This window comes from Streptococcus sp. LYSM12 (assembly GCF_004569635.1).
Taxonomy (GTDB): Bacteria; Bacillota; Bacilli; order Lactobacillales; family Streptococcaceae; genus Streptococcus.
Genome location: NZ_SPOZ01000002.1, coordinates 44,324 through 61,701 on the forward strand (window position 1 = coordinate 44,324; position 17,378 = coordinate 61,701).

Annotated in this window: 12 protein-coding genes and 1 pseudogene; 3 read left to right on the forward strand and 10 right to left on the reverse strand. The window is 42.2% G+C overall.

Annotated elements, in window-relative coordinates:
• Positions 1 to 291 precede the first annotated feature (291 nt).
• The 8 genes and pseudogenes from E4T79_RS00885 to cdaA all read right to left on the reverse strand — a co-directional run.
• Positions 292 to 1,716, reverse strand: a pseudogene (locus E4T79_RS00885) (SPFH domain-containing protein); the annotation flags it as partial.
• Positions 1,717 to 1,769: 53 nt separating this feature from the next.
• Positions 1,770 to 2,393, reverse strand: a complete 624-nt coding sequence (locus E4T79_RS00890; protein ID WP_135026854.1) for a uracil-DNA glycosylase family protein — start codon at positions 2,391 to 2,393, stop codon at positions 1,770 to 1,772.
• A 67-nt stretch (positions 2,394 to 2,460) separates the two neighbouring features.
• A complete protein-coding gene (gene pepV, locus E4T79_RS00895; RefSeq protein WP_135026855.1) occupies positions 2,461 to 3,858 on the reverse strand; it encodes a dipeptidase PepV in 1,398 nt (465 codons plus the stop codon).
• A 457-nt stretch (positions 3,859 to 4,315) separates the two neighbouring features.
• Positions 4,316 to 5,857 carry an ABC-F family ATP-binding cassette domain-containing protein gene (locus E4T79_RS00900; RefSeq protein ID WP_135026856.1) on the reverse strand — a complete coding sequence of 514 codons (1,542 nt, stop codon included), beginning with the start codon at positions 5,855 to 5,857 and terminating at the stop codon, positions 4,316 to 4,318.
• A gap of 41 nt (positions 5,858 to 5,898) precedes the next feature.
• Complete coding sequence (locus E4T79_RS00905; protein ID WP_135026857.1) at positions 5,899 to 6,297, reverse strand: hypothetical protein; 399 nt, start codon at positions 6,295 to 6,297, stop codon at positions 5,899 to 5,901.
• A gap of 4 nt (positions 6,298 to 6,301) precedes the next feature.
• A complete protein-coding gene (gene glmM / locus E4T79_RS00910) occupies positions 6,302 to 7,654 on the reverse strand; it encodes a phosphoglucosamine mutase (protein ID WP_135026858.1) in 1,353 nt (450 codons plus the stop codon).
• Between the two features lie 19 nt (positions 7,655 to 7,673).
• The gene (locus E4T79_RS00915; RefSeq protein ID WP_135026859.1) at positions 7,674 to 8,390 is read right to left on the reverse strand and encodes a CdaR family protein; all 717 of its coding nucleotides are present in this window, start codon (positions 8,388 to 8,390) and stop codon (positions 7,674 to 7,676) included.
• Positions 8,380 to 9,234 carry a diadenylate cyclase CdaA gene (gene cdaA / locus E4T79_RS00920; RefSeq protein WP_135026860.1) on the reverse strand — a complete coding sequence of 285 codons (855 nt, stop codon included), beginning with the start codon at positions 9,232 to 9,234 and terminating at the stop codon, positions 8,380 to 8,382. Before cdaA ends, E4T79_RS00915 begins: the two co-directional genes overlap by 11 nt.
• Positions 9,235 to 10,636: 1,402 nt before the next feature.
• Between cdaA and murT the strand changes: the two genes are divergently transcribed.
• The 3 genes from murT to E4T79_RS00935 are packed head-to-tail and all read left to right on the forward strand — an operon-like array spanning position 10,637 to position 13,070.
• The gene (gene murT / locus E4T79_RS00925) at positions 10,637 to 11,980 is read left to right on the forward strand and encodes a lipid II isoglutaminyl synthase subunit MurT (RefSeq protein ID WP_135026909.1); all 1,344 of its coding nucleotides are present in this window, start codon (positions 10,637 to 10,639) and stop codon (positions 11,978 to 11,980) included.
• Position 11,981: 1 nt separating this feature from the next.
• Positions 11,982 to 12,767, forward strand: a complete 786-nt coding sequence (gene gatD / locus E4T79_RS00930) for a lipid II isoglutaminyl synthase subunit GatD (protein ID WP_135026861.1) — start codon at positions 11,982 to 11,984, stop codon at positions 12,765 to 12,767.
• 9 nt (positions 12,768 to 12,776) lie between these two features.
• Positions 12,777 to 13,070, forward strand: a complete 294-nt coding sequence (locus tag E4T79_RS00935) for a LapA family protein (protein ID WP_135026862.1) — start codon at positions 12,777 to 12,779, stop codon at positions 13,068 to 13,070.
• Between the two features lie 1,415 nt (positions 13,071 to 14,485).
• Here E4T79_RS00935 and abc-f read toward each other — a convergent pair.
• Together abc-f and E4T79_RS00945 are read right to left on the reverse strand one after the other, a co-directional pair.
• Entirely contained in the window at positions 14,486 to 16,402 is a 1,917-nt protein-coding gene (gene abc-f / locus E4T79_RS00940) for a ribosomal protection-like ABC-F family protein (RefSeq protein ID WP_135026863.1), read from the reverse strand.
• Between the two features lie 33 nt (positions 16,403 to 16,435).
• Complete coding sequence (locus E4T79_RS00945; protein WP_135026864.1) at positions 16,436 to 17,221, reverse strand: alpha/beta hydrolase family protein; 786 nt, start codon at positions 17,219 to 17,221, stop codon at positions 16,436 to 16,438.
• Between the last annotated feature and the right edge of the window lie 157 nt (positions 17,222 to 17,378).

Genomic DNA, 17,378 nt, shown 5'->3' on the forward strand with positions numbered 1-17,378 from the left:
CAAAAAGGCGAAGTTTACAACCCTTTACTTTGGCTATTACTCCTTGCCTTTCTCTTCACCACCTAAACGGTAAGTAAAATCTCTTTTTATATCGTCAGTTACTGTCCTTGTCCTATGTCCCATAGTTTGATTTTCTTCAACCGTCTTTTGTGTTGCTTCTTCCGCGTTTGAAACAGACGGTGTTGCCATATCCTTAGCTGGCTCAGTTGTTGGGTGATTAGTTGCTGTCTTCTCTGCCACTATTTCCTCGTCAGCTTCAACCGGGATAGTAGAATGAATATCGTTCATCGACTTTGTTTCCTGTACCGTAGCAAGTCCATTGGACATAGCACGTCCTGTCAGCGTCGCTGTAATCAAATCACGCACATTGATGCCTAACCCCTCTGTTGTCTTATCCATCGTTGTCATGAGATCGCCCACCATTTTAGAAGCATTACCTTCACCGTACATCGTAATCTTATCCACTTTTTCAAGCGGTGCAGCGATATTTTTAGCAATTTGTGGTAGGACATTGACCACCATTTCTGTGACAGCTGCATCAGTAAACTTGGCCATAGCATCCGCTTTTTTGCTTAGACCATTGGCTTCGGCTTCTAATTTCAAGCGAATGGCCTCAGCTTCGGCACGACCTTTAGCCTCAATCCCTGCTGCTTCTTGTTCTGCTGCATATTTAGAGGCTTCAGCTCTCGCTTTTTGTGCTTCAGCTTCACGCTGCGTTTCATACAACTCTGCCTCCGCCTTACGTTGACGTTCAATCAAATCTGCTTCGGCAGCCTGTTGACGAGCGTATTTTTCAGCTTCAGCTTGTTTACGAATGGTTGCAGATAACTCTTGCTCACGGACTTTTACTTCTTCAGCTTTTACTTCTGCTTCTTTTTGTTGTTTAACAATGTTAGCATCTGCTGTTGCACGTTCGATTTCTTTCCGTTGGGCTTGTTCCTCTATTCCATAGGCGGCATTTGCCTGGGCTAATTGCACATCTGATTGTCGTTTTAGATTGGCTTGCTCGATAGCCAATTCATTTTTCTTCTTAGCAATTTCCAAATCTGCTGCAACACGCGCTTCGTTGGCAGCTTGGTCTTCACGGGCACGCACTTCAGCTTGTTCGCGCTCTGCTTTAGCGCGAGCATTTGCTGCATCTTTTTGAATGGTAACAATATTATCAATCCCAAGATTTTTGATGACATCATTATCATCAGTAAAAGATTGGACAGTAAAGGCGATGATTTCAAGCCCCATTTTTGCTAGGTCAGGTGCCGCATTTGACTGTACTTTTTCAGCAAATGCTTGGCGATTATTGACCATATCACGCAACTCCATTTGACCGATAATTTCCCGAAGATTTCCCTCTAAAACATCCTGGATAGAGGAAGAAATATCTGCTGTTTTCCAGTTCAAGAAATTCTGGGCTGCTGCGTTTAAGAGAGTATCAGATACCCCAACTTTTACTTTTACAACCGCGTCAGCTTTCACATTAATAAAATCTAACGTCGGTACAAAATCAGTCGTTTGAACATCTGTCGAAAACTGCTCAATACTAATATAAGAGCGTTTTTCTAAAAATGGAATCATAAATCCTGAACGACCAATCAAGGTACGTGGCTTTCCTAAGCCAGTTATCACAATCGCTTCATTGGGCTTAGCAGATACATAGCCAAAAATAAACAGGATAATCACTAGTAAGATAGAAACACCGATGATATAGGTAGTGAGCATAACAAAGCCCCCTTTCTAGCTTTATAGCTTTATAGCTTTATAGCTTTATAGCTTTAGTATATCATTTTTTCTTCACTATTGTAAGAGTTTTCATAGTCGGAAAGCATCTTCTTAACAATTTTTTGAAGGGCGGGTACTAGCTCCTCTTTAAACCAAGGATTTCTGGCCTGCCAGATATTATTACGTGGAGAGGGATGGACCAGAGGAAAGAACTGTGGTAAGTACTCCTTATAGGAACGAACCGTTGCCGTTAAGGTTCGCCTCTTCTTCTCTTTCAAATAATGGTCTTGGGCATACTGACCAATCAATAGAACCAGCTCCAGCTGGGGCATATTATCTAAAATCTGGGGATGCCACTTAGCTGCAAAGTCTTTTCTTGGTGGTACATCCCCTGACTTCCCTCTTCCTGGGTAGTAAAAATCCATGGGCAAGATAGCTATCTGGCGGGGATTGTAAAAAGTAGCTTTATTGACCCCCAACCATGCCCGCAAGTTATCGCCACTAGGATCTGCAAATAGTAGCTGGCGCTCTTGGGCTTTCAATCCTGGAGCTTGACCGACAAGCAGAATTTTAGCCTGACAATCTGCCTGAAATAAGGGTTTAATCCCCTGTTTCGTATAAACTTGATTGGCAGGATCATCCATGATTGCTGCTCGTATATTCGCTAGACTTGGCATAAATCTCCCCTTTACAAAAGGAACTGGACCTAGGGTCCAGCTCTCATCAACTCTGTTTCACAACTACCTATTTCACTAATTCATAAATAGCTTCTGCATAGATAGCTGCTGCTCGCATCAAATCTTCAACATCTGCAAATTCATTGGCTTGGTGCATGGTATCGGTATAGCCTGGGAACATCGCTCCATAGGCAACACCGCGTTTCAAGAGACGACCAAAGGTGCCACCACCGATAACTTGTTCGTGACCTCGCAAGCCTGTTTGACGCTCGTAGACATCCAGTAAAGTCGCAACAAGTGGATCTTCCATCGGCACATAGTGCGGTGTATGACCATGTTCTGACAAGGACACATCCACTACCGGGAGCTTCTTCAGGATTGCCTGAATTTCTTCCGGAGTAGTCCCCTTTGGATAACGGAAATTGAGCGCGATAGTATTATCTGCTGCTGTTTCATCAAAGCGGAAGACACCTGCATTCATGGTCAAAGGTCCCATTTTTTCATCTGTGTGGGCAACACCAAGTGCTTCGCCCTTATGGTCTTCAAACAAAATCTCACCTGCAACAGCAAGGTAATCCTTAGCTGGTCCCACAAAGTCAAATTGGTTCAAAAATCGAGCAAGGTAGGTCGCACCGTTGACACCGGACTGCGGAGATGCCCCATGGGCTGACTTTCCGATGATGGTCACTTTTGATTTGCCGTCTTCTTCTGTGAATTCAAAGGTCACTTTATGCTCTACTGCAAAGGCAGCTAACTTATCTGAAAGATCTGGTAAGTCTCCCGATACGAGAGCTGTTGCAGATTCCGGCACCATGTTTTCACGTAAGCCACCTGCAAAGCTATGCAGGCGAGCTAGTCCACTATTTTCCCCAGCAAAATGGAGATACTCGGTGATATTTCCTTTTTCTCCGTTAATAATCGGAAATTCAGCATCTGGTGAAAAGCCAAAATCTGGCTCTTTGACACCGCTATGCTCGAAATAATACTCCATATCTTGCCAGCCAGACTCTTCGTCTGTCCCTACGACAAAGCGGACTTTCTTTGAAATCGGTAGCCCCAATTCCTTGATAATCTTGAGACCGTAATAGCAAGCCATGGTTGGTCCCTTATCATCGCTGGAACCACGCGCATAGAGTCTTCCCTCTTTGATAGTCGGTGTGTAAGGGTCAGTGTCCCAACCACTTCCTGCTGGTACCACATCCATATGGGCAAAGATACCGAGCACTTCCTCACCGTCACCATATTCAAAATGTCCTGCATAATTATCTACATTTTTGGTTGGATAGCCGTCACGCTCTGCTATTTCCAAAAATTTGTGAAGAGCTTTGACAGGGCCGGGGCCAAATGGATGCTCCGCATCTGCTAAACTGTCATTACGCTCAGAATTGATGGCGAGCAAACTGAACAAATCAGCCAACAAATCTTCACGACGCTTTTCCACTTCCGCCTTAAAATCAATTATCATCTGTTTCTCCTTTTCATGTATGAATTGATACTATTCTATCACAAAATGAAAGAGATTTCATATATTTGGCAAGGAAAAGGCAGGGAAAATGTAGGGGATAGCTGGTCCAAGGAGCACTTCCTGACTACCAATTTGAACATTTTCAAAAACCGACAGCTCTCCCTAAATCATCAGCAGATAGATCTGGTTGATTTTTACTGAGTATCAATGTACCACTACACTTGAAAACAAGCTGTAATTGATTAGATAGTCATTTCGTTTATCTTTTAGTACTTCGTTAACTCGCTTTGCCATACTCCAGTACAGCCTGCAGCTCCTTGCCTAGCACTAAAAGACTATAGTATCTCCAGTTCAAGAAATAGTTCATTCAAAAAGGTTAGGAAGACAATTTTACGATGATCTTCCTAACCTTTTTACTTCCATATACTAAATGCTTCTATTTCACGACTACACATCATTACAGTTCATTGAAATCCCAGATATCGTCCACCCAGCCTTGATAGAAATCCGGCTCGTGACAAACCATGAGGATTGAACCTTTATAAGCTTGAAGAGCACGCTTCAATTCATCCTTGGCATCGACATCTAAGTGGTTGGTCGGCTCATCTAAGATTAAAACGTTGTTCTCCCGATTCATCAAAAGGCAAAATCGTACCTTAGCCTGCTCTCCTCCTGACAAGACCTGAATCTGACTTTCGATATGCTTTGAACTCAAGCCACAACGCGCCAAGGCTGCACGAATTTCCGCTTGATTAAGAGCAGGAAAGGCATCCCAGACAGCTTCAAGTGGTGTCTTTCGATTACCACCAGCCACTTCCTGCTCAAAGTAGCCAATTTCTAAATACTCTCCCTGCTCGACTTTGCCCCCCAAAGATGGAATCAAGCCGAGTAGACTTTTCAGCAGAGTTGATTTTCCAATCCCGTTAGCTCCGATAATCGCAATCTTCTTATTGCGCTCAAAGGTAAGATTCAAGGGCTTGCGATTGAGAATGCGGTCATAACCAATTTCCAAATCCTTAGTTTGGAAGATAAAGCGACTCGGAGTTCTAGCCATTTTAAAATCAAAGGAGGGCTTTGATTTTTCGGCCTGTAGTTCAATGATTTCCATTTTATCTAGCTTTTTCTGGCGAGACATGGCCATATTCCGAGTTGCCACCCGTGCCTTGTTACGGTTGACAAAGTCTTTTAAATCCGCAATTTCTTTTTGTTGACGTTCATAAGCTGCTTCTAGTTGAGCACGCTTCATGGCATGAACCTCTTGAAATTGATGATAGTTGCCTGTATAACGGGTCAACTGCTGATTTTCCATATGATAGACGATGTTAATGACATCATTCAAGAAAGGAATATCATGGGAGATGAGAACAAAAGCATTTTCATAGCTCTGTAAGTAGCGCTTGAGCCATTCGATATGTTCAGCATCAAGGTAGTTCGTCGGCTCATCAAGTAGCAAAATATCTGGCTTTTCAAGCAAGAGCTTGGCTAGTAAAATCTTGGTCCGCTGACCACCTGACAACTCGGTCACATCGCTATCCATACCAAAATCCATGACACCTAATGCACGAGCTATTTCGTCAATCTTGGCATCCAAGGTATAAAAATCACGGCTTTCCAAACGATCTTGAAGTTCTCCCACTTCTTCCATAAGGGCATCCATGTCTGCCCCCTCATCTGCCATAGACAGATAAATCTCGTTGATGCGCTCTTCGGTCTTAAACAGTTCATCAAAGGCTGTTCGCAAAACATCGCGGACAGATTGTCCCTTTTCCAATTTGGCATGCTGGTCCAAATAACCTGCTGTGACATAGCGCGACCATTCCACTTTCCCTTCATCTGGTAGCAGCTGCCCTGTCACGATAGACATAAAGGTTGATTTTCCCTCGCCATTTGCCCCTACCAAGCCAATGTGTTCTCCCTTTAGCAGACGAAAAGAGACATTTTCAAAAATCGCACGGTCTCCAAATCCATGGCTTAAATTGTTTACTTTTAAAATACTCATCTAATTTCCTCATAAGAAAGGGCGGTTTCCCACCCTTTTAGTCAATGTTTTGTGAAAAATTTATCTGCATACTCAGCAGAAATCTCTGGATAATATGTACGAGTGATTGCTACAAATTCCCTCAAATAAGCCATTTTAAGCCACCAGAAAGCATACCAAATTCCGACAAATAGGAATCCCAGAAGCACGAGATGGATAACGGAAACACTCCCTGTTCTGATAGCTGAGGCAATATTCATCAGAACGAATAAGCCAAATAAAATAGGTATTCCTATTCTTAAACGTTTCGTCCGTAAGTCTTCTGTCTGCTGATCCTGTTTCAATTCTTGAAGTAGACTTTCTGCAATTTCACGAACCTCTTCCTTTGCAAGCAACCCTTTTTTCAATTCTTTACGGACTTTACTATCTAGCTGTTTTCTATAGATACTAAAAAATATCACTCTCTTACTCCAATCCAATCGTTGCACGCACCACATCAGCAATGGTGTCTACGTAATAGTCTACTTCTGCATCTGTCGGCGCTTCTGCCATGATGCGTAAGAGAGGCTCTGTTCCACTTGGACGAACAAGTATACGGCCATTACCAGCCATTTCAGCCTCCATTTCTGCAATAATTGCTGCAATCGCTTCAACTTCCATAGCCTTATCTTTCATGCTATTTTCCACACGAATATTCACCAATTTTTGTGGATAGATGGTCACTTCGCTAGCCAATTCAGATAGGGTTTTACCAGTTTCTTTCATAATTTTAGTCAACTGAACAGCGGTTAACTGGCCGTCTCCTGTAGTATTATAATCCATCAAGATAACATGACCTGATTGCTCACCACCTACATTATAACCTAATTTGCGCATTTCTTCGACCACGTAACGGTCTCCAACAGCTGTCACTGCTTTGTCAATGCCCTCTCGGTCCAAGGCCTTATGGAAACCTAGATTAGACATAACGGTTGTGACAATTGTGTTTTGCGCAAGTAACCCACGGTCTGCCAAGTATTTCCCGATGATATACATAATACGATCGCCATCAACCAGGTCACCTTTTTCATCAACGGCAATCAGGCGATCACTATCACCATCAAAAGCAAGTCCGATTTGACTTTCAGTTTCTTTAACTAATTCTTGTAAGACTTCCGGATGGGTAGAACCCACACCCTCGTTGATATTCAAACCATCTGGATTTTCAGCCATAACAGTTAATCGTGCCCCCAAATCTGCAAACACTTGACGAGCCGATGTGCTGGCTGAACCATTTGCTGTATCCAAGGCTACTTTCATTCCCCCCAAGTCACAACCAGTTGAAACAAGGAATTGCTGGTATTTACGCAGTCCCTCTGGATAATCCACCACATCTCCCAGGCCTTGTGCGGAAGGGCGCAATAAGGTATCTTCTTCAGCATCAAGCAAAGCTTCAATCTCTGCTTCCAAATCATCATCTAATTTAAAGCCATTTCCTGCAAAAAATTTAATCCCATTATCTTGAGCAGGATTGTGGCTGGCTGAAATCATGACACCAGCACTTGCTTTTTCAGTTCGAACAAGATAGGCTACACCAGGAGTTGCAATCACACCCAATTTGTAGACATGGATTCCTGCTGAAAGAAGACCAGCTACCAAGGCAGCTTCTAACATGTGACCTGAAATCCGTGTATCACGTCCGACAAATACGCGCGGTACATCAGTTTCATGTTGGCTGAGGACATAGCCCCCAAACCGCCCCAATTTAAAGGCTAACTCTGGTGTCAGCTCACTATTAGCTTCCCCACGAACACCATCTGTTCCAAAATATTTTCCCATCACTTCCTCACTCTCTTTCTTATTTAGTTTTAGTAATAGTCGCTTGTAAGGTCGCTCCGTCCTGTGACAAGACAACAGGCAAGACATTTCCTTGACTATCAACAGCTTGTAAAGTTGCTGTCCCACTATAATTGCTATCTAAATTACTAGCATCTGGTACTACTGCTTCCACACGATCAATATGAGCCATAGTATCCTCATCCGTTGTAACTTTTACAGAAGACACATTGACAGTAACTTTTCCCAGACTGTAGCCTTCTGCCAGTTGATTATTGGTGATGATACCTTGGACTCCATAGGCCTTGCTAACTTTTTTTCCAATTTTCACGGTCACAGTATCAGGAACTAACTTTGCCTTAGCACCTGTTGGTAAGTTGGAAGCAACCAACTCAACTGCATGGGTCCCATTTGTTGCACCATTTAAATCTGCTATCACCTCAAATGTCCGCGTTGCTTCATCCGTTTCCCTTTGTAAAATCACTCGGTTTGAAGCGGTCAAAGATACCGTCACCGTGGGTGAAAAACCGGATATAAAGTAGTTTGCATTATCGTACTTGACAGCAATCGGTACATTCGTAATGGTATGTGTATAGGTTTCTGACTCGGTCACTTTCTTGGTCGTATTTGCTGCTGTAATCGAATTTTTATAGTTGGTTGTAGTCGCATAAAAGAATAATACAAGAGCAACAAAAGCTGAAAGGAGTAAATGTCCCACTTTTTTTAGTTTATTGTGCATTTTTTGTACCTCCTAAACGTTCTAACCAACTTCTCTTTTTCACGTCATCAGGGGTAAATATAATCCGAAGTTCACTTTCAAATTCTTCCAAACTAAGACCATGCTTGAACAGTCCACCATAGGCTACTGAGATGCTGCCTGTTTCTTCTGAAATAATAAAGACAAAAGCATCTGACACTTCTGCTAGACCTATTGCTGCCCGATGCCTGGTTCCAAACTCCTTTGAAATCCCGGCGCTCTCTGTCAATGGAAAATAAGCACAAGATACTGCAATCCTATCTTCTTGAATAATGACTGCGCCGTCATGAAGCGGCGTATTGGGAATAAAAATATTGATTAGCAACTCACTTGAAATATCAGCATCAAGCGAAATGCCCGTTGAGCAGTATTCTCGCAAGGTTTGAGTTCTCTCAACGGCAACCAAGGCTCCAATTTTCCGAGGAGCCATGTAAGTAGCGGCCTTGATAAAAGCTTGAATGAGCGCTTCTTCTGAACTTAATTCTATTCGTGCAAATAATTGAGTTGTCCGCCCGAGCTTTTCTAAACTGGTCCTAATCTCAGGTGCAAAAATCACTACACCTGCGATGACCCCGTAGGTAATGACCTGATTCATCAACCAAGAAATGGTCTGTAATCCTAATAAACTTGCGATAAGCTGGAAGAATAAAAAGAGGAAGACCCCGCGAACTAAGGTCATAATTTTAGTACCTGCTAGAGCCTTACTAAAACGATAGATGAGATAGCTAACCAGTGTAATATCAACCAGGTGCATCAAGGCAGTCCAAGGACTGGCTAACAGGCTCGACCAGTAATTCACATCAAATAATTGACTATAATTGAGCATCCACTTCACATACTTTCTATTTCTTGCTATTCCTATTATACCATACTTGAAACAATTTTTCCTAAAAGACTATTCAAAACAACCATCAAACGTGTAAATATGAAACTTCTACTATTCGTCTGTTGATACTGACCAACTATCCAAGTGAAACGTTTGTGATAGCTTAATGAGAAGAAACTGAATCTGAACAATTTCCTATCTATCTATCAATAGCCAAGGACTAAAAACTAGAAAGCAAGGAGGAGCCAGCGGAAAGTTTCTTAAACATTGGAACCCGTATATCTTGTGAAATTGAACACGCCTAAACCCTGTGCGAAAAAGAGACGAAGCCGTTGCGAATTATGTTCGCTTACGGATACTTTTAGGAAGTAGGCTGAAAACCTCCACTGGAGTTTTTCACTCGTCAAATTTCCTATTTTCGCTTTGAGTTTTTTACGGGCTTGGTATCTTGATGTAACTGAACCCGCCCTAAACTCTGCGTAAAAAAGAGAAGCCCTTGCTAGACGAAACGGCTTCGCAAAGTTTCCTATTTTTACCTTGAGTTTTACGGGCTTGGTATCTTGTGTAACTGAACCCGCCCTAAACTCTGCGTAAAAAAGAGAAGCCTTTGCTAGACGAAACGGCTTCGCAAAGTTTCCTATTTTTACCTTGAGTTTAACGGGCTTGGTATCTTGATGTAACTGAACTCGGGCTACAACTCTCTGACAAAACAGTCAAAAAATGACTATAAAAATCACAAGATAAGTGTTGTGTCTTAGCGGTAGCTAGCTGGCTCCTCCCTGCATTGCATTTGTGACGAGCCTAGCTATCCTCGCAGGGGTCTCACGACGAAGTTACTTCAACTTCTGTTCGACCGCCTATTTTGTCTAGGAGTTGCTCCAACAGTCTAGGAATAGACTGTGGGAGGTTGGAAATAAAACGAATGGAACTCGCGTCAATCGCTCTCGTATCTTGTGTAACTGAACGCGAGCTACAACTCTCTGACAAAACAGTCAAAAAATGACTATAAAAATCACAAGATAAATGTTGTGTCTTAGCGGTAGCTAGCTGGCTCCTCCCTGCATTGCATTTGTGACGAGCCTAGCTATCCTCGCAGGGGTCTCACGACGAAGTTACTTCAACTTCTGTTCGACCGCCTATTTTGTCTAGGAGTTGCTCCCACAGTCTAGGAATAGACTGTGGGAGGTTGGAAATAAAACGAGTGAAACTCGCGTCAATCGCTCTCGTATCTTGTATTAGCCTAATCCTAAATGAAGACAATTAAAACTTTAAAATGATGACCTTGTCTCACTCCTTTCGTGTCTTTCACTTTATAAGCATATCGGTTCTAGGCTCGTTTTTCCAATCGGAATAGTTTTCCATTCTAGAAAAAGCGTTGGCTTTATGATAAAATAATCCTATGATGAAACTAAATACAATTTTAGGGGTACTGGCTGGTAAAGCCTCCCAAACCATTCTCAATAAATTAGGTCGAGGAACAACTCTACCGGGAAAAATTGCCCTACATTTTGACAAACATATCTTAGACAGTCTCGCAAAAGACTATGAAATCATTGTCATTACAGGAACAAATGGTAAAACACTAACAACGGCCTTGACAGTTGGTATTTTAGAAGAAGCCTTTGGTTCGGTCACAACCAATACCAGCGGTGCTAATATGCTGACGGGAATTACAGCCACCTTTTTATCAACTAAGAAACATAAAAACGGCAAAAAAATTGCTGTGCTGGAAATTGATGAAGCCAGTCTTGCCAAGGTGACCGAATTCATTAAGCCTAGCCTCATTGTCTTTACGAATATCTTCCGAGATCAGATGGATCGCTATGGTGAGATTTACACGACCTACCAGATGATTGTTGACGGTGCATCTAAGGTGCCAAATGCAACAATTCTTGCAAATGGAGATAGTCCACTCTTTCACTCAACATCGCTTATAAATCCCATCTGCTACTATGGATTTGCAACTGAAGAACATCTACCAAAGTTAGCCCATTACAATACCGAGGGTGTACTCTGTCCACGTTGCCACCAGATTTTGAACTACAGGATGAATACCTATGCCAACCTCGGTAGCTATATCTGTCTGTCTTGTGGTTTTGCGCGCCCCGAGTTGGACTACAAGCTAACAGCGCTCAAAGAGATTACCCATGTGTCTTCAACCTTTGTCATTGACGGGCAAGAATACAAGATTAACATCGGTGGACTCTACAATATCTACAATGCTCTTGCAGCAGTAAGTGTCGCCGAATTTTTAGGGCTTTCTCCTGAGATTATCAAGGCTGGTTTTGATAAGAGTAAGGCCGTTTTTGGTCGTCAAGAAACGTTCAAACTTGGCGATAAGGACTGCACTCTAGTCTTGATAAAAAACCCAGTCGGTGCAACACAGGCTCTTGAAATGATTCAGATTGCTCCTTACGAATTTAACCTAGCTGTTCTTCTCAATGCCAACTATGCAGACGGAATTGATACCAGCTGGATTTGGGACGCAGATTTTGAACGAATTACCCAGATGCAAATTTCGCATGTCTTTGCAGGCGGGGTTCGGGCTTCTGAAATTGCTCGTCGTTTGCGGGTAGCTGGTGCTCCTGTAGATGACCTGACACAAGACCAGTCAATTGCGAAGATTCTAGAATTGATTGAAACACACGATACCAAGCATACCTATATTCTTGCAACCTATACTGCTATGCTGGAACTTCGCGACATTCTCGCGCAACGCCAAATTGTTGGAAAGGAGATGAGGTAAGATGGTCTATACATCACTTTTAAGTCCAACTAAGGACTATCGCTATCAACTCCACATCGCCCATCTCTATGGAGATTTAATGAATACCTATGGTGATAATGGCAACATTCTTATGCTCAAATATGTCGCTGAGAAACTAGGAGCAGGCATCCAAGTTGATATCGTGTCCCTCAAAGATGAATTTGACAAGAATTTCTATGATATTGCCTTTTTTGGAGGTGGACAGGACTATGAGCAGTCGATTCTCGCCAAAGATTTGCCTACAAAAAAAGAAAGTTTATCAGCCTTTATTGAAAATGGCGGGGTCATGCTAGCAATCTGTGGTGGCTTCCAACTCTTGGGGCAATACTATATTGAAGCAGGTGGACGAAAAATTCAGGGTCTAGGAATTCTCGGTCATTACACGCTCAATCAGGTCAATAACCGCTTTATCGGTGATATTAAAATTTATAATGAAGAATTCAACGAAACTTACTATGGCTTTGAAAATCATCAGGGACGCACTTTCTTAGCAGACAATCAAAAACCGCTAGGAAAAATCGTTTATGGACATGGCAATAATAATGAAGACAAAGGCGAGGGGATGCACTATAAAAATACCTTTGCGAGCTATTTCCACGGTCCTATCCTCTCCCGTAATGCTCATTTAGCCTACCGTCTGGTCACAACTGCCTTACGCAATAAATATGGACAGGATATCGTTCTGCCTTCTTATGAAGAGGTTCTTTCTCTCGAAACTCCTGAAGAATATGGCGATGTTAAAAGTAAAGCTCGTTTTGAAGAATAGGGGAATACTATGAAAACAAAATTGCACTACATCACTAGTTTGCTCTTGATTTTACTGATTGCTGGCCTATCTCTTGCCAATATGGAAACTGTCAAGGTCAGCTATCTCTTGGGATATTTTAAACTTCCCTTAATTATTCTTATTCTGGTCTCTGTCTTACTCGGTGCCATTATCGCAAATCTGATTGGTATGGGCAAGCAATTTGCAATCAAAGCTGAGTTGAAGCAAGCTCAGAAAGAATTGGAAAATCAAAAACGGGTATCGGCAGAGCAGGCAAAACAAGATCTCGAAAGCATCAACTAATATCTTATCAAAAGTCGAAAGAGTGGGTTCAATCGTGATTTCAAAATCTCGATTATCCTCACTCTTTCGTTTTTAGAATCATCCACTGAATGAGCCTTGCTTCCTAGGTTTCAAGCTCAGACTAATATAAGATACGATAGCGTTTGACGCGAGTTCCACTCGTTTTATTTCCAATCTCCCACAGTCTATTCCTAGACTGTGGGAGCAACTCCTAGACAAAATAGGCAATCGAAGCAGGTTGCTTTGCAAGCAATGAGATTGTTCTTTTTGTCAGAGAGTTGTAGCTCGAGTTCGGTTACGCAAGATACGAGAGCGTTCGACGCGAGTTTCACTCGTTTTATTTCCAATCTCCCACAGTCTATTCCTAGACTGTGGGAGCAACTCCTAGACAAAATAGGCGTCGAACAGAAGTTGCAAGTAACTTCGTCGTGAGCCCCCTAGGCTCGTCACAAATGCAATGCAGGGAGGAGCCAGCTAGCTACCGCTAAGATACAACATTTATCTTGTGATTTTTATAGTCATTTTTTGACTGTTTTGTCAGAGAGTTGTAGCCCGAGTTCAGTTACATCAAGATACAAAGCCCGTAAAACTCAAGGTAAAAATAGGAAACTTTGCGAAGACGTTTCGTCTAGCAAAGGCTTCTCTTTTTTACGCAGAGTTTAGGGCGGGTTCAGTTACATCAAGATACCAAGTCCGTAAAACTCAAGGTAAAAATAGGAAACTTTGCGAAGACGTTTCGTCTAGCAAAGGCTTCTCTTTTTTACGCAGAGTTTAGGGCGGGTTCAATTACATCAAGATACAAAGCACGTTAAAAACTCAAAGCGAAAATAGGAAATTTGACGAGTGAAAAGCTCCAGTGGAGGTTTTCAGCCTACTTCCTAAAAGTATCCGTAAGCGAACATAATTCGCAACGGCTTCGTCTCTTTTTTACACAGCTCTTAGCCCGAGTTCAGTTATGCAAGATACAAAGCCCGTAAAACTCAAGGTAAAAATAGGAAACTTTGCGAAGACGTTTCGTCTAGCAAAGGCTTCTCTTTTTTACGTAGAGTTTAGGGCGGGTTCAATTTCACAAGATATACGGGTAGCCAATGTTCAAGAAACTCTTCACTGGAGTGCGCACATTTTCCAATTTCGGGCCTGCTAGGTTTGTCTTAGCCCCTGCTTTTGAGTCTCTAATCTCCATAGTCAAGAGATGATGGAGGCTTTCTATCTATTATAGTCATTTCGTTTATCTTTTATGACTTCGTTCACTCGCTTTGCCGTACTCCAGTACAGCCTGCAGCTCCTTGCCTAGTACTAAGAGATAAACGAAAAGACTATATCTAAATATTTACACTTTAAAAGGAGCCTCCATTAGCGGATAGGCTCCTTAAACTATGTATATCCTCCCTTTTCCCTAAAAAAACCATAGTCTGTTATACAGAAGCAAGTATCTCAAGCTTCTCTGTTAAGTTCTCCCATTCCTGCATGAAATCAGCTTGTTGGTGCATTAAAGTATCCATTTCCTTTTGGAGTTCGGTCAATTCACCAACATCATTGGTCCCAAGCATCGCCTCTTGAAGCTGGGCTAAGCGATTTTCTAGATCGTCAATTTCAGTTTCGAGCTGCTCAATTTGGCGGGCTATTTTTCGCTGCTCTTTTTGGTTTTCTTTCTGCACTTGATAATCGCTAGCTCCGCTCGAATTCATTGTCTTTGCAAGGTCTCTTGGCTCTTCTACACTTGCTGATTGCTCAGCTTTTTTCTCCAAATAATAATCGTAATCCCCTAAATAAAGAGTACTGCCTGTCTCGGATAGTTCGAGAACCTTGGTTGCTACCCGATTGATAAAATAGCGGTCATGACTGACGAACAGTAGGGTTCCATCGTACTGAATCAAAGCATTTTCCAAGACTTCCTTGCTATCAATATCCAAATGGTTGGTCGGCTCATCCAGAATTAGAAAATTATTGTTTTCCATAGACAGTTTTGCCAACAAAACCCGCGCTTTTTCTCCACCAGAAAGCATAGAAATTGATTTTTTGACATCATCACCTGAAAAGAGAAAGGCTCCCAAACGGCTACGGATCTCCACTTCAGGAATTGTTGGAAACGCAGACCACAGTTCTTCTAAAACAGAATGAGAGGGGGTCAAGACAGACTGGGTCTGGTCATAGTAACCAACTTCAACATTGGCACCAAATCTCGCTTCACCTTTGATAAAAGGTAGCTGACCAATAATCGATTTTAAAAGGGTCGTTTTTCCGATACCGTTAGGACCTACAATAGCAATAGCATCAAGCTTCCGCTGGTCAATGTGAATCGGTTCCGAGAGAACCTCACCATTGTAGCCCACTGCAGCCTGCTCGACTGTAAGAACAATATTCCCAGAGGACTTGTTCGAATGGAAAGTCATCTTAGCAGATTTTTGCTCCAAGCTCGGCTTATCCAATCGCTCCATTTTCTCCAGTTGCTTACGCCTTGCTTGAGCCCTCTTGGTAGTGGAAGCTCGGACAATATTCTTCTGGACAAAATCCTCCAACTTAGCAATCTCTTTTTGCTGCTTTTCATAGTTTTGCCATTCGGTCAACAACTTTTGTTCTTTTAATGCAACAAAGGTCGAATAATTCCCTACATAGCGCTCCAGAGAAGTCGCAGTCAAATCAAGCGTAATCGTTGTAACCTTGTCTAAGAAATAGCGGTCATGGCTAACAATAATAAGCGCCCCCTTGTAATGAACAAGATAGTTTTCCAGCCAGGCAATCGTTTCAATATCCAGGTGGTTAGTTGGCTCATCAAGAACCAATAATTCTGGCTTTTCTAACAACATTTTAGCCAAAGACAGGCGGGTGTTTTGTCCACCTGATAGGGCTGAAATCTTCATCTGCCACATGGACTCGTCAAACTTAAAGCCGTTTAAAATAGCGTGAATATCTGCCTCATAGGTAAAACCGCCCGCTAGGCGAAATTCTTCTGACAAATGATCATAGGCTTGAATTAACTGATCCAATTCTAAGCCTACCAATTCCCCCATTTGAATTTCCATATCCCGCAAGCGTTTTTCAATCTGGCGAAGCCCAGAAAAGACCTGTAGCATTTCCTCATAAATAGTATTTTCTGATTCAAAACGGCTATTTTGCGCCAGATAAGACAGGGACAAATCTTTCTTACGTATCATTTCCCCACTAGTCGGCGCTTCCTCACCGACTAAGATTTTGAGCAAGGTTGACTTACCAGCACCATTTTTCCCTACAATGGCAATCCGATCTCGTTCGTCCACCTGCAAATTGATATTTTCAAAGAGCGCTTCCCCTGCAAAGGAGCGCTCAATTTTAATTCCTTGTAGTATCATCATAATTATTGCATCACATCTTCTATTCATCTTCTATTAAGACAAACGTTCTTCTAATTGAAAATCAATTGGAAGCCAAGACAAAACCACTTCTAACTGCTTATCCCAATAGTACCATTCATGCCTACCAGGCGCTGTCTGATAATCAACCGTATAGCCTAGTTCTTTAAAGGACTGAGCTGCAAAGTTATTGGAAGCTAATAGGAAATCTTGCTCCCCACACCAGATATACATCTTCGTCATTTTATCTGCTTTTTTTGCTAGATTGACGAGGGAATAAGGATTCTCTGGACTTTCCCAATCTGTAATCTCGCCAAAGGTTCCTGTCCAATAGGCAAGATTTCCCAAACTTTCCTTTCTTGGGTCAAACTCCTTAAAGCTAAGAGCACCTGATAGACTGGCAACATGAGAAAAGCGATTGGTTTCTAAGGCCAAATACATAGCTCCATAGCCTCCCATAGACAAGCCTGCAATGAAAGTCTTCTCACGTTTATCTGTCATATTGGGAAAAAAACGCTTTAACACATCTGGCAGTTCAATTGCTAACGCATCAAAATAAGGATACCCATACTGGGTATTAACATACCAACCATTATGGGTATCTGGCATGACAACAATTAGATTGGTCTTGCGCACCAAGCGTTCCAAGGCTGTCAATCGCAACCAAGTCGTATCTCGCCCACCCATTCCATGCAGAAGATATAAGACAGGAATATCTGTGTCATCAGGCTTGTCCACTCGTCCCCTATCAGGGTACAAGATTTGGACTGATAAGTCCAAGTCCATCACAGATGAATAATAAGTAATACTCATTAGGGCCATAATTCTTCTCTCCTTCTCAATAGAAAAAGTGCTGCTTTACCTTGTTCACAACTGCCACCTGTTTCTGGTCATACTCAATTAAAAATCAACAGCATAGTAACAAGTGAAATGAAAAGTCGAACTAGCTTTCACCAAAGCAAGTTGACAAAGTATAGTG